Origin of the sequence: Enterobacter cloacae complex sp. IR5422, assembly GCF_049238165.1 — a bacterium.
Taxonomy (GTDB): Bacteria; Pseudomonadota; Gammaproteobacteria; order Enterobacterales; family Enterobacteriaceae; genus Enterobacter; species Enterobacter roggenkampii.
In genome coordinates, this window is sequence record NZ_JBMKHT010000016.1 from 1 (window position 1) to 12,492 (window position 12,492).

Consider the following 12,492-nt stretch of genomic DNA (forward strand, 5'->3'; position numbering starts at 1 on the left):
CAGGGCCAAAATCAGCCACGAAGAGACGATTTTGGGCTGAAAATTGGAAAATTGAGCCACAGGACGTCGATAAAGGACGGTTTGGGGCGTCATATCGGGAGCTGCGGACCACTTAATCGCAACTTCCCGAAGTAACCGAGAAAGATACCGAAGGTCGCTGGAGCGTCTTCTTCTTCTATCCGGCTGACTTCACCTTCGTTTGCCCGACCGAACTGGGCGACGTGGCTGACCATTACGACGAACTGCAGAAGCTGGGCGTAGACGTTTACTCTGTGTCTACCGATACCCACTTCACCCACAAAGCATGGCACAGCAGCTCTGAAACCATCGCCAAAATCAAATACGCGATGATCGGTGACCCGACTGGCGCCCTGACCCGTAACTTCGACAACATGCGTGAAGATGAAGGCCTGGCTGACCGTGCGACCTTCGTTGTTGACCCGCAGGGCATTATCCAGGCTATCGAAGTTACCGCTGAAGGTATCGGCCGTGATGCGTCTGACCTGCTGCGTAAAGTAAAAGCAGCGCAGTATGTCGCTTCTCACCCAGGCGAAGTGTGCCCGGCTAAATGGAAAGAAGGCGAAGCAACGCTGGCGCCATCTTTAGACCTGGTCGGCAAGATCTAAGTCTGTAAAGCCTGGCGGCGCTGCGCTTGCACAGGCCTACAGTATCGTAGGCCGGGTAAACGACGAGCCACCCGCAATCAATGGGCGCACCCGCGCCCATTTCATTCCAGCACCATGATGCAAGTTGCATTCAGGCCGCCCGTATAAGGCAGCTTGCATGATGACGTTTTAAGAGAGGGAAGAACCATGCTCGACACCACGATGAAAACCCAGCTCAAGGCCTATCTTGAGAAACTGACCAAACCCGTTGAGCTGATTGCCACGCTGGACGACAGCGCGAAATCGGCAGAGATCAAGGAACTGCTGGCAGAGATTGCTGAACTGTCACCAAAAGTGACCTTCAAAGAGGATAACTCGCTTAACGTCCGTAAGCCGTCTTTCCTGATCACTAACCCAGGCTCTGAGCTGGGGCCGCGTTTTGCCGGCTCGCCGCTGGGGCACGAATTTACCTCGCTGGTGCTGGCGCTGCTGTGGACCGGCGGTCATCCGTCGAAAGAGGCGCAGGCGCTGCTGGAGCAGATCCGCGATATCGACGGTGATTTTGAGTTTGAAACCTATTACTCGCTCTCCTGCCACAACTGTCCTGACGTGGTGCAGGCGCTGAACCTGATGTCGGTCCTCAACCCGCGCATCAAACACACGGCAATTGATGGCGGTACCTTCCAGAATGAAATCACCGATCGCAACGTGATGGGCGTTCCGGCGGTGTATCTGAACGGTCAGGAATTCGGCCAGGGCCGTATGACGCTGACGGAAATCGTCGCCAAAGTGGATACCGGTGCAGAAAAACGTGCCGCAGAAGCGCTGAACAAACGTGATGCCTATGACGTGCTGATTGTCGGTTCCGGCCCTGCGGGTGCGGCGGCGGCAGTGTACTCCGCACGTAAAGGGATCCGTACCGGCCTGATGGGCGAACGTTTTGGTGGCCAGGTGCTGGATACCGTGGACATTGAAAACTATATCTCCGTGCCAAAAACCGAAGGCCAGAAGCTGGCCGGCGCGCTGAAGGCGCACGTCAGCGATTACGACGTAGATGTGATCGACAGCCAGAGCGCCAGCAGGCTGGTACCTGCTGCGGTTGAGGGGGGGTTACACCAGATTGAAACCGCCTCCGGCGCGGTGCTGAAAGCGCGCAGCATCATCATTGCCACCGGTGCGAAATGGCGCAACATGAACGTCCCGGGCGAAGATCAGTATCGCACCAAAGGCGTGACCTACTGCCCGCACTGCGACGGCCCGCTGTTTAAAGGTAAGCGCGTGGCGGTGATCGGCGGCGGAAACTCCGGCGTGGAAGCGGCGATCGACCTGGCGGGGATTGTTGAACACGTAACCCTGCTGGAGTTCGCGCCAGACATGAAGGCCGACCAGGTGCTGCAGGACAAAGTTCGCAGCCTGAAAAACGTCGACATCATACTGAACGCGCAGACCACGGAAGTGAAGGGCGACGGCAGCAAGGTGACCGGTCTGGAATACCGCGACCGCGTGAGTGGCGACGTGCACAGCGTGCAGCTTTCAGGGATCTTCGTGCAGATTGGTCTGCTGCCAAACACCACCTGGCTGGAAGGGGCGATTGAGCGCAACCGCATGGGCGAAATCATCATTGATGCGAAGTGTGAAACCAGCGTGAAGGGCGTGTTTGCGGCGGGCGACTGCACCACCGTGCCGTACAAACAGATCATTATCGCCACGGGTGAAGGGGCGAAGGCGTCTCTCAGCGCGTTTGACTACCTGATCCGCACCAAAACCGCATAAGAAAAGAAAGTAAGGCTACACCTGCAATAGCGAGAGGCCACCGAAAGGTGGCCTCTTTTTTTATCTGACGACCATCACCGGTATATGCGTGTGGCGGATCACGCTGGAGGCGTTAGAGCCCAGCAGATGCGTGGTAATGGACGGGTTACGCGAACCGATAACCACCACGTCTGCTTTCAGCTCGTTCGCCAGCTCATTGACCGCATCGCGTACGCTGCCGAATCTGACGTGTGTTTTGATCCGTGAAGGGTCGATGCTGAAGTGGCTGACCATGGTTTGCAGGCGATTTTCCGCCTCGTGCTGCAAATGCTCCTCGAAGCGACGCACATCGGCGGCAAAGCGGTGCAGGCTCAGGCTGGCGGAGCCTGGCAGCACGTGTAGCAGATGGATGACACCGTCCTGCTGCGCCAGAAACTCCGCGTGGCGTACGGCCTTGTCGCTCAGCTCCATTTCAAAAACATCAACCGGCATAATGATTCTCTGATACATACCCGTTTCTCCTTGTTTATAAACGCTGTACTCATTCAACCACAAAATAGTCATGGTTTCTGTAAGCGCTCCGTCAGTTTTCTTATCTTGCCAGGATAAATCTCAAAAGACCCGTATTCACAGGCAGACCTTCAGGGGTAGCTACCCTTATACACTTACCCGGAACCTTTCGGAGGTCGCATGAAAGCACTTACGTATCACGGTCCACACCATGTTCGCGTCGAGAATGTCCCCGACCCCATCATCGAACAGCCCGACGATATTATTCTGCGCGTCACGGCCACGGCTATCTGCGGCTCCGATTTGCATCTCTACCGCGGAAAGATACCGAAGGTGCAGCACGGCGATATTTTTGGCCATGAGTTTATGGGGGAAATCGTCGAGTGCGGCGCAGAGGTGAAGAATTTGCAAAAGGGCGATCGCGTGGTGATCCCCTTTGTTATCGCCTGCGGGGACTGTTTCTTCTGTCGCCTCCAGCAGTACGCGGCCTGTGAGAATACCAACGCCGGGCAGGGCGCCGCACTGAACAAAAAGCAAATTCCCGCACCTGCCGCGCTGTTTGGCTATAGCCACCTCTACGGCGGCGTGCCGGGGGGACAGGCGGAATACGTTCGCGTGCCAAAGGGTAACGTCGGGCCGTTTAAAGTCCCGCAGCTTCTTTCTGATGACAAAGCGCTGTTCCTGTCCGACATTTTGCCCACGGCCTGGCAGGCGGCAAAAAATGCGCAGATTGAAAAAGGCTCAAGCGTAGCCGTTTTTGGCGCCGGGCCGGTGGGGCTACTGACCATTGCCTGTGCGCGGCTGCTGGGGGCTGAGCAGATTTTTGTTATCGATCACCATCCGTACCGGTTGCGATTTGCCGAGGCGCGCTATGGCGCTATCCCCATCAACTTCGATGATGACAACGACGCGGCGGAAAAAATCATCGAGCAGACCGCGGGCCAGCGCGGCGTTGACGCCGTGATTGATGCGGTCGGGTTTGAAGCGAAAGGCAGCACCACGGAAACGATCCTCAGCAATCTTAAAATCGAAGGCAGCAGCGGCAAAGCGTTGCGTCAGTGCATTGCTGCCGTGCGTCGCGGCGGGGTGGTCAGCGTACCCGGCGTATACGCAGGGTTTATCCATGGCTTCCTGTTTGGCGATGCCTTTGATAAGGGGCTGACGTTTAAGATGGGCCAGACGCACGTCCATGCCTGGCTGGGTGAACTGTTACCGCTGATCGAAAAAGGGCTGCTTACGCCGGAAGAGATCGTGACCCATTATCTCCCCCTTGCGGATGCGGAACGCGCCTATAAGATTTTCGAAAAACGGGAGGAGGAGTGCCGGAAGGTGATTCTGGTCCCGGGCGCAGAGACCCCCGAAGCCGCAGAGCAGACCGTTAAAGGGCTGGTGAATGCCTTCCCGGGCGGGGTTGCCTGAGAATATTCGCTTACCAGTGGCGTTCAAGATAGAGCACGGCCGTGACTATAATCGCCACAAAAATCAGAAAGATAAGTGTGATAACGCCTATCTCACTCATGACCGTCCCCGCGGCACCAAAACAGGTTAAGCGTGGATTAAGGCCATTTTGCGCGGTATAGGAAAATTGGGTGAATTTGCGGAAAGAGGATGCGGCTGCATCCTCTGTGCAAAGCGGGTAGGCGCTTATTCAGAAGAGATTAACGCAGGTAATCGCCCGCGGCTTCTGGCTGGTAGAGCAGCTCCAGCACTTCCAGATGGGTTGACGCCCCACCCGGTAATTCCCAGTGGATCGTATCCCCCGTACGCAGTCCCAGCAGTGCGGCACCCACAGGGGCCAGAACAGAAAGCTGTGTGCTGCTGTCGGTCATCTGAGCCGGGTATACCAGCGTACGGGTCAACTCTTCACCGGTGGTCAGGTTGCGGAATTTCACCTGGCTGTTCATGGTGACCACGTCATGTGGCATTGTCTCAGGCGTGCACATCTGTGCCCGGTCGAGCTCCTCATTCAGGGCGTCGGCCACGGGGAGCGAGGCAAATTCCGCTTTTTCCAGCAGCCTGTCGATACGTTCTGCGTCGAGCTCATTGATGATAATGGTAGGTCTGGACATTTTTTACTCCATGTCGTTAATGCTGCGTCTAACGCAGAAACTGATCCAAAAGAAAACCCTCGCCGTCTGGCAGCGAGGGTTTAACTCTCCCGATGATACTGGCTGAGCGCGCAAGTTTGAAGTGATGAAAGTCACATTCATGGGCCATATGAATTTTCGCTGAAATTTATTCAGTCTTCATTCCTGACGGAATACGTTACGCTGAGTGTCCTGAACCCGGGCGTTGCCCACCAACGAGAGAGAACTATGTACTTCTATCAACCGTCTCAGGGGCACGGCCTGCCGCATGACCCGCTGAACGCCATTATTGGTCCACGTCCGATAGGCTGGATCTCCTCTTGCGACAAGGCCGGTCAGCTGAACCTTGCACCGTACAGTTTCTTCAACTGCTTTAACTACCGCCCGCCGATCATCGGCTTTTCCAGCAACGGCTGGAAGGACAGCGTGCGTAATATTACGGAAACCGGGGAGTTTGTCTGGAACCTGGCAACGCGCGATCTCGCACATGCGATGAATCAAACCTCCGCGATGCTTCCCCACGATCGGGATGAATTTAGCTTTGCCGGACTCACGCCAGCGGCCAGCCAGCTGGTTAACGCCCCCCGCGTTGCAGAAAGCCCGGTGAATTTTGAATGTCGACTGTCCCAGTGCATTCAGCTTACCGGAGCCGACGGTACGCCGGTGGACACGTGGCTGGTGCTGGGGGAAGTGGTCGGTATCCATATTGCCGAAACGCTGCTGGAAGAGGGGATATACCAGACGGCGAAAGCGCAGCCCATCCTGCGTGCGGGTGGGCCGACGGCGTACTATGGCATCAGCGATGAAAACCGGTTTGATATGGTGCGCCCGGGCGCGGATCAGTAACCGGCTTTATCAATCACGAATTGTTTACCGCAGTTACCCGGATGTGGCTGCGGGGCAAATGAGGCCGCAGAAAGCGGGTTGTTAATGGCGTCAGCCTTCAGCGAAATCTGCATCTCGGTCAGATAAGCCGGATTGCCGTTGCAGGTCAGCTTGAACGCTTTGACGTTCTCCTTGCCCCAGCTTTTGGCCACGGCACTGTCAAAGTCGCTGCGACTGACGGGTTTTCCGTAGTTATTGGCAAGGAATTTACCGACCGCACTGTTTTTAACTTCCTGATTCATCCGCACCATCGTGCCGAAATAGGCATCCGGATCGAAACCAAAGCAGACGCCATGTTTGGAGTATTCGTAGCGTTCCAGGCAGGAATTACCGCCCGCACCCGGCATCACGTCGTTGAGCTTTGCGGCAGCAGAAAGCGACAGTCCGGTTTCGGCGGCATCGCATTTGCGGCTGGCCTTCACTTCCGGCATGTTCGGAATGGGGCGCGTGGCGCAGCCAAAACGCATCCAGCGACGTTCATCCACCCCGCGTGCGGCAATGGATTTCGGCAGGCCGGGCCATAGCCCGTGAACGGTCAGAAAATCGGCTTTATTTTCGCGCTCTTTTTGCAGGCGACATTCGTCAGGTTCATTGCGGTTGCGCTCGACCATGCTCTGGCAAAACCCGGTTTGCCAGGACAGGGCCAGCACATAGCGATCGAAATCGCCATACTGGGTTGCCTTGAGCGGTTCTGCCTGTGTGGAGAAAACACAGAGGGCAAGCGCGATTGCCCCAGACGGGATAACGATATCCTTCCTGAACATATGATTTCCTGATCGAATGAGCGTGATTGATTTCTGGGGGTTATTAAAGCACAAAAAGCGCCCGCAGGCGCTTTCTGGATATCAGGAATTTAGCTTAGGCTGCGCCGGGCACCAGCACTTCCGTGGCGATAATCACGATAATCAGCCCAACCATAACGGGCACTGAGGTGCGTTTTACCACTTCAAATGGCGAGATTTTCGCCATCCCGGCAACGGCGACGACCACGCCCGATACCGGGGAAATGGTACGGCCCAGGTTTGACGCCTGCAGCATAGGAATGGAGAGATAGGCCGGGTTAATACCGGAGGAGTGGGCCAGTTTCGGGATCATCTCCACGAAAGCGTAGAAAGGCGCATTGCCGGAACCGGTGGTCATGGCCGCCAGCATGGTGAGTACCACCAGGACCAGCATCAGGATAATACTGGCCGAGCCGAACGAGGTGGCGATAGAGATCAGGCTCTGGATAAAGCCGATGGTGCTCAGACCCTGAGCAAAAACGCCCGCTGCCACCAGCAGCATCACCACGCCAGCGAAGGCATCCGCCATTCCTCGATAGGCGACTTCCAGACCCGAGAACACCTTTTGCGTGTTGAAACCGCGCACAAACTCCAGCACGGCAGCCAGCAGCATGCAGATCACCAGAATGGTGATGATGTGCAGCTGCGGGCCCCATTTGCCGTCAAAAATCAGCACTCCGATAATCGGCGTGAAGGGCAGAATGGCATAAAACGCGGGTGCGGTGGTGGTGATCTCACTCACATCCATCATCTCGTGGCTGATGTTTTCTTTCTTATCCAGATAGCGCTGCCAGAAGAAATGCGCGATTCCCATTCCCACAATGGCGACAATAGAGATTGGCAGCGTGGTTTTAAAGGCGAAGTCGATGAGCGACATCTCCGCAGCCTTTGCCGCCAGCACAACGTCGCCGGAGGTTGGGGAAAGAATAATGGCTGCCGGAGACGCGCAAATGGCTGCTGCCGCGCCGCGGCTGATACCGACGTTCACCATGACCGGGAACAGCGTGGCCATGAGCAGTACGCCAAGTCCGGTTGCCGACGACACGGCCAGCGACATCAGGCAGGCGAGGAAATAGGCGGCGACCATCAGCAGATAGGGTGAGTTGATGTACTGCAGCGGTTTTGAGGCAAGCTTAACGACCATGTCGTTGGCACCGATATGGGTCATGTAGGCGGCAAAACCGCACAGCATCATGATCATCATACCCAGGTCGCCGCCGCGGCTCATGAGTAATATCTTAATGTATTCAACAATATCAGTGGCGGTGTAACCCGTACTGGTTGCACTGGCAGGTAATACCTGATGTCCCATTATGGCGCTGATAATCAGCAGCGTTAAACCGCCAACAAATAATACGCCCGTGGCCGAATAGCCTTTAATGATGTAGCGTGCGACACCGACAATGACGACGACCCCAATAAGGAGTTCGAATAACGTAAGCATGATTTCCCCTGTATCTCTGCTGCAATGGAGCACAAAAAATCAATAAAAATAAGAAGGATGAAAATGTGCCGAATAAATGGCCTGTTCTTGCTGATTAAAATCAATAAACAGACGACTAGAGAGCAGAACAACCGTGTTTTTGCCATGGCTCTTACATTTACGCCATGAGAGTCTTGACCGTCAGAAATAGCGTAATATGTCCTTACAATGATAACAGATTGTTAATATTTTGTGTAATTCAGCATGTTGCTGATATACAAGGCTAAACAGGTTAAAGGCTCACTCTGAATGGGCTTATTCAGACTTGCGGTCCAGTTTATTGAGAATATTCCCGGAAAAAGGCCGAATAATTAGGAATAACGCTGATGTCGTTAAGCCTTGATTCAACTACTTTATGGTAAACTTTGCCTCGAATACTAAGAATGGTAATTGCATTGTGATCGTACGTAATACATTTTTCTCAATTTTATTGTTTATTTTTGGGCAGTTAACGTTTTCTTCTGTTGCACAGGCAGAGGACAACGCGACGGATAAAGGGTGGTTCTCAACCTTTACGGATAATGTCTCTCATACCTGGACGGCGCCCGAACATTATGATCTCTATGTTCCGGCAATAACGTGGCATGCGCGTTTTGCTTACGACAAAGAGAAAACCGATAAATATAACGAGCGTCCGTGGGGCGCTGGTTTCGGTCAGTCGCGCTGGGATGATAAGGGAAACTGGCATGGCATCTATCTGATGGCCTTTAAAGACTCCTTTAATAAATGGGAGCCGATTGGGGGCTACGGCTGGGAGAAAACCTGGCGCCCGCTAGCCGACGAGAACTTCCATGTCGGGTTGGGCTATACCGCGGGGGTCACCGCACGTGACAACTGGAACTACATTCCGATCCCGGTGCTGCTGCCGTTGGCCTCTATCGGTTACGGCCCCGCAACGTTCCAGATGACCTACATCCCGGGCACGTACAACAACGGTAACGTTTACTTCGCCTGGATGCGTTTTCAGTTTTAACTGAAAAAACTTTACCTGTTGGTGATAAAACGCGCAGCTGTTGATTCATAAACGATAAAAATCTGCCAGTGAAAATTAACGCGACTTTAGTCACTTTTTATCAAAGATCCGCTGGACAAAAGGTCTCACAATTGATGTACTGGTAACCGACACAGCATTTGTGTCGTTTTTTAATGTAAAGGTAATTTTGATGTCTAAGATTAAAGGTAACGTTAAGTGGTTTAATGAGTCCAAAGGATTCGGTTTCATTACTCCTGAAGATGGCAGCAAAGACGTGTTCGTACACTTCTCTGCAATCCAGTCTAATGGTTTCAAAACTCTGGCTGAAGGTCAGCGTGTAGAGTTCGAAATCACTAACGGTGCCAAAGGCCCTTCTGCTGCTAACGTAATCGCTCTGTAATCCAGACGCGTCAGCAAGAATTTCAAAACCCGCTCACTGAGCGGGTTTTTTTCGTTTTGAATCAGCCAAGCAGATACATTTTCAGGAAGCTGGCCACGATCAGCACGCTTAACAATACCATGCCTGCGCTCATCAGACTCTGTTTCATTCTGTCACCCTCGTTCAGTACTGCATCCAGAGTGACAGAGAAAAATTAAGCCAACATTAACGGTTCGGCTGTTAATGCGCGCTTGCGGAAGAAAATAGCCAAAATGCGATCCCCGTCATCGCAAAGGAGCCGAGCATATTGATCGCCATATTCATCAGCGCCCAGCCGATACGGCCTTCCTGAAAGAGAAAAACCGTTTCCGCAGAAAAGGTTGAGAAGGTGGTTAACCCGCCGCAGAATCCGGTGGTAATCAGGACTTTCCACATTGGGTCAATGTGTGTCATTCGGTTAAACCAGGCCAGCCCCATGCCAATGATAAAGGCACCTATCAGGTTTGCAGCCAGCGTCCCCATGGGAATCGCCTGATGCAGGGGGTTAAACCGCATACTGAGAAACCATCGCGCAACGCTACCCGTTCCCCCACCAATAAAAACGGCTAAAAGTAGTTGTAACACGCTAAATACCTGCTATTTGATGTGTAAGAGAAGCGAGTTTAACGCCGTTTATGATGAGGGGACAAATATGTATGTTGCGGTAGGGCAATTTGCGGTCACGCCTGACTGGCAGGCTAACGCGATAAAATGCGTCAATCTGATGATGCAGGCCCAACAGAAAGGCGCGTCGCTGCTGGTGCTTCCTGAGGCGCTGCTGGCCAGGGATGATAATGACCCGGATTTATCCGTGAAGTCCGCGCAGCCGCTGGACGGTGAATTTTTACAGCAATTGCTCGCCCAGAGCGTGGGCAATACGATGACGACGATCTTAACAATCCATGTTCCCTCTACGCCGGGTCGGGCGGTGAATACGCTGGTGGCGATTCGCGGCGGAGCCATAGTCGCACGTTACGCCAAGCTCCATCTTTATGATGCCTTCAGCATTCAGGAATCACGGCGCGTCGACCCAGGAGACCGTGTTCCGCCGCTGCTGGAGATTGACGGATTAAAGGTTGGGCTGATGACCTGCTATGACCTGCGTTTTCCGGAGCTGGCACTCCATCTGGCGCTACAGGGGGCGGACGTGCTGGTTCTGCCTGCCGCGTGGGTTAAAGGGCCGTTAAAGGAACATCACTGGGCAACGCTGCTGGCGGCACGCGCGCTGGATACCACCTGCTATGTCGTTGCTGCAGGAGAATGCGGAACGAAGAACATCGGGCAAAGCAGGGTGGTCGATCCGCTGGGTGTGACGATTGCCGCCGCTGCGGAAGCCCCGGATTTGCTGGTGGCAGAGATAAACATAGACAGAATTGCGCTTGCACGTCAGCAATTACCTGTTCTTCGCAATCGTCGGTTTGCGCCACCGCAATTATTGTGATGTTTTTTTCAACAATGCTTGATTCACCTTGTTACAGATTGCTATTGTGTGCACGCGCTAAATGACCGTTAATACAGTCAGGTTTTGGCGCTGAATGCAGCCTGTTTTAAGTAAAGAAGGTATCTATGGGTGAGATTAGTATTACCAAACTGCTGGTGGTTGCCGCACTGGTCGTCCTGCTGTTTGGTACCAAGAAGTTACGCACGCTGGGTGGTGACCTGGGGGCTGCCATCAAAGGCTTTAAGAAAGCAATGAACGACGATGATACAGCCGCGAAGAAAAGCGCTGAGGATGACGTCCCGGCAGACAAGCTTTCTCACAAAGAGTGACAGCAACGCCTGAGGGCATGCGAAAAAAAACCGGCTCATGAGGCCGGTTTTTTTGTATTACTGTAAATGAATATTACAGCTTTATTTAACTTCTTCGCCTTTTGCCTGCATATCTGCATGGTAGGAGGAGCGAACAAACGGGCCGCATGCGGCGTGAGTAAAGCCCATCGCCAGCGCTTCGGCCTTCATTTCATCAAACTCGTCCGGGCTCACGTAGCGCTGTACCGGCAGGTGGTGACGGCTTGGCTGCAGATACTGGCCCAGAGTCAGCATGGTTACACCGTGGCGGCGAAGATCGCGCATCACCTCGATGATTTCATCGTTAGTTTCACCCAGACCTACCATCAGACCTGACTTGGTCGGAATATGCGGATGCGCTTCTTTGAAGCGTTCCAGCAGTTTCAGAGACCAGTTATAGTCAGCGCCCGGGCGGACCTGACGATAGAGACGCGGTACGTTTTCCAGGTTGTGGTTAAACACATCTGGCGGCGTCGCGGTCAGGATATCCAGCGCGCGGTCCATACGGCCGCGGAAGTCTGGCACCAGCGTCTCGATTTTGATGTTTGGGCTTTTCTCGCGAATGGCCGTAATACAGTCAGCGAAGTGCTGCGCTCCGCCGTCGCGCAGATCGTCACGGTCAACGGACGTGATAACCACGTAACGCAGCGCCATGTCGGCGATGGTCTGCGCCAGCTTCTGGGGTTCGTTAGCATCAGGTGCGACCGGACGGCCATGAGCAACATCGCAGAACGGGCAGCGGCGGGTACAGATCGCACCCAGAATCATAAACGTCGCGGTACCGTGATTGAAACATTCAGCAAGGTTCGGACAAGAGGCTTCTTCACAAACGGAGTGAAGGCCATTCTTGCGCATCGCCGCTTTGATCCCCTGGATACGCGAAGAGTCGGCCGGAAGTTTGATTTTCATCCATTCCGGTTTTCTTAACAGCGCCTCGCGCTCTGTAGCCACGTTTTTAACCGGGATAAGGGCCATTTTATCGGCATCGCGGTATTTAACACCGCGTTCCATCACAATGGGTTTACTCATAGCGTGCGTGTTCCAGTTGCGAATATCGAAGGAAAGCGTTTCAATTCAAGGGAATGTTGTATTTATCAACTATTTTTGAACGAACGACAGGCAGTATATCATTGAAACGGTCGTTAAAGCAGCCTGCCAGATCGCCAATTTGTAAAATAGTTGTTGTTTTGTGCCTTTTGCCCTGTCTGT

The 12,492-nt window shown here is 53.7% G+C and carries 14 protein-coding genes and 1 pseudogene; 8 read left to right on the forward strand and 7 right to left on the reverse strand.

Annotation, left to right across the window (positions count from 1 at the left end):
- Window positions 1-128: 128 nt before the first annotated feature.
- Window positions 129-626 (forward strand): annotated as a pseudogene (ahpC, locus tag ACOTXT_RS10020) (alkyl hydroperoxide reductase subunit C); the annotation flags it as partial.
- 186 nt (window positions 627-812) lie between these two features.
- Window positions 813-2,378, forward strand: coding sequence for an alkyl hydroperoxide reductase subunit F (gene ahpF, locus ACOTXT_RS10025; protein WP_063436470.1), 1,566 nt, complete (start codon window positions 813-815; stop codon window positions 2,376-2,378).
- Between the two features lie 60 nt (window positions 2,379-2,438).
- Here the strand turns inward: ahpF and uspG are convergent, their stop codons facing one another.
- Window positions 2,439-2,867 (reverse strand): universal stress protein UspG, encoded by a 429-nt coding sequence (gene uspG / locus ACOTXT_RS10030; RefSeq protein WP_021242590.1) that lies wholly within the window; start codon window positions 2,865-2,867, stop codon window positions 2,439-2,441.
- Between the two features lie 180 nt (window positions 2,868-3,047).
- Between uspG and ACOTXT_RS10035 the strand changes: the two genes are divergently transcribed.
- Window positions 3,048-4,286, forward strand: a complete 1,239-nt coding sequence (locus tag ACOTXT_RS10035; RefSeq protein ID WP_008501018.1) for a zinc-dependent alcohol dehydrogenase — start codon at window positions 3,048-3,050, stop codon at window positions 4,284-4,286.
- 10 nt (window positions 4,287-4,296) lie between these two features.
- On the opposite strand, the gene yldA is transcribed toward ACOTXT_RS10035, so the two are convergent.
- Window positions 4,297-4,386 (reverse strand): small membrane protein YldA, encoded by a 90-nt coding sequence (yldA, locus tag ACOTXT_RS10040; RefSeq protein WP_008501020.1) that lies wholly within the window; start codon window positions 4,384-4,386, stop codon window positions 4,297-4,299.
- 139 nt (window positions 4,387-4,525) lie between these two features.
- Window positions 4,526-4,936, reverse strand: coding sequence for a nucleoside diphosphate kinase regulator (gene rnk / locus ACOTXT_RS10045; RefSeq protein WP_008501021.1), 411 nt, complete (start codon window positions 4,934-4,936; stop codon window positions 4,526-4,528).
- Window positions 4,937-5,182: 246 nt separating this feature from the next.
- On the opposite strand from rnk, the gene ACOTXT_RS10050 reads away from it, so the two are divergent.
- Window positions 5,183-5,800 (forward strand): flavin reductase family protein, encoded by a 618-nt coding sequence (locus ACOTXT_RS10050; RefSeq protein ID WP_063417924.1) that lies wholly within the window; start codon window positions 5,183-5,185, stop codon window positions 5,798-5,800.
- Here the strand turns inward: ACOTXT_RS10050 and rna are convergent.
- Entirely contained in the window at window positions 5,794-6,603 is an 810-nt protein-coding gene (gene rna / locus ACOTXT_RS10055; protein WP_055322214.1) for a ribonuclease I, read from the reverse strand. The two genes, ACOTXT_RS10050 and rna, sit on opposite strands and share 7 nt — an antisense overlap.
- A gap of 94 nt (window positions 6,604-6,697) precedes the next feature.
- A complete protein-coding gene (gene dcuC, locus ACOTXT_RS10060) occupies window positions 6,698-8,065 on the reverse strand; it encodes an anaerobic C4-dicarboxylate transporter DcuC (protein WP_021242585.1) in 1,368 nt (455 codons plus the stop codon).
- A 394-nt stretch (window positions 8,066-8,459) separates the two neighbouring features.
- Between dcuC and pagP the strand changes: the two genes are divergently transcribed.
- Both pagP and cspE read left to right on the forward strand, forming a co-directional pair.
- Window positions 8,460-9,077: a lipid IV(A) palmitoyltransferase PagP gene (pagP, locus tag ACOTXT_RS10065; protein WP_416187337.1), complete on the forward strand. Its 618-nt coding sequence runs from the start codon at window positions 8,460-8,462 to the stop codon at window positions 9,075-9,077.
- Window positions 9,078-9,267: 190 nt separating this feature from the next.
- Window positions 9,268-9,477, forward strand: coding sequence for a transcription antiterminator/RNA stability regulator CspE (gene cspE, locus ACOTXT_RS10070; RefSeq protein WP_002439184.1), 210 nt, complete (start codon window positions 9,268-9,270; stop codon window positions 9,475-9,477).
- Between the two features lie 219 nt (window positions 9,478-9,696).
- On the opposite strand, the gene crcB is transcribed toward cspE, so the two are convergent.
- Window positions 9,697-10,080: a fluoride efflux transporter CrcB gene (crcB, locus tag ACOTXT_RS10075; protein ID WP_008501029.1), complete on the reverse strand. Its 384-nt coding sequence runs from the start codon at window positions 10,078-10,080 to the stop codon at window positions 9,697-9,699.
- Window positions 10,081-10,147: 67 nt separating this feature from the next.
- Between crcB and ACOTXT_RS10080 the strand changes: the two genes are divergently transcribed.
- Both ACOTXT_RS10080 and tatE read left to right on the forward strand, forming a co-directional pair.
- On the forward strand, window positions 10,148-10,936 hold the full coding sequence (locus tag ACOTXT_RS10080) for a deaminated glutathione amidase (RefSeq protein WP_021242583.1): 789 nt from the start codon (window positions 10,148-10,150) through the stop codon (window positions 10,934-10,936).
- Between the two features lie 125 nt (window positions 10,937-11,061).
- Window positions 11,062-11,265, forward strand: coding sequence for a twin-arginine translocase subunit TatE (tatE, locus tag ACOTXT_RS10085; protein WP_008501031.1), 204 nt, complete (start codon window positions 11,062-11,064; stop codon window positions 11,263-11,265).
- A gap of 81 nt (window positions 11,266-11,346) precedes the next feature.
- Here tatE and lipA read toward each other — a convergent pair whose 3' ends face one another.
- On the reverse strand, window positions 11,347-12,312 hold the full coding sequence (gene lipA, locus ACOTXT_RS10090; RefSeq protein WP_008501032.1) for a lipoyl synthase: 966 nt from the start codon (window positions 12,310-12,312) through the stop codon (window positions 11,347-11,349).
- Window positions 12,313-12,492: the final 180 nt, after the last annotated feature.